Source organism: Mesorhizobium sp. M0119, from assembly GCF_040322615.1.
GTDB lineage: Bacteria > Pseudomonadota > Alphaproteobacteria > Rhizobiales > Rhizobiaceae > Mesorhizobium.
In genome coordinates this window covers 1-500 of record NZ_JAMYTU010000118.1, presented here as the reverse complement: position 1 = coordinate 500, position 500 = coordinate 1, and the positions used below count along the sequence as shown (strand labels likewise).

At 63.6% G+C, this 500-nt stretch carries 1 protein-coding gene; it reads right to left on the bottom strand.

Features of this window, described 5'->3' with window-relative positions; all coding sequences use genetic code 11:
* The coding region (locus NKJ40_RS31830; protein WP_352469398.1) for an IS630 family transposase at nucleotides 1–500 on the bottom strand (500 nt) is incomplete at both ends.

Sequence of the window (500 nt, the reverse complement as noted above, 5' to 3'; positions counted from 1 at the left end):
TTGCATTCGCCGGGTTCGATCGTCGCAACGAGGTGGCCGATGTGGCGCCAAGTGTCCTCGACGGTACGCTTCTGAGCTTGTCGCATCCAATGCTTGATCTTGGCGAAGGCCTGCTCGATCGGGTTGAGGTCGGGGGAGTAGGGTGGCAGGTACCAAAGCCTGGCGCCGGCAGCCTTGATCATCTGCCTGATCGCCGCCGACTTATGACTTCCCAGATTATCCATGACGACGATGTCGCCGGGTTTCAGCACGGTGATGAGCTGCTGCTCGACATAGGCGCGGAAGCATTGGCCGTTGATTGGCCCGTCGAAGACGCAAGGTGCCGCGAGCCTATCGCAGCGCAGCGCGCCGAGGAAGGTCAGCGTGCGCCAGTGGCCGTGCGGGGCCAAGCCGCGCAGCCGCTCGCCCTTCGGCCCCCAACCGCGCAGCGGAGCCATGTTGGTCTTGATCCAGGTCTCATCGATGAAGACCAGATGCTGCGGATCGAGGCCGGCCTGCCA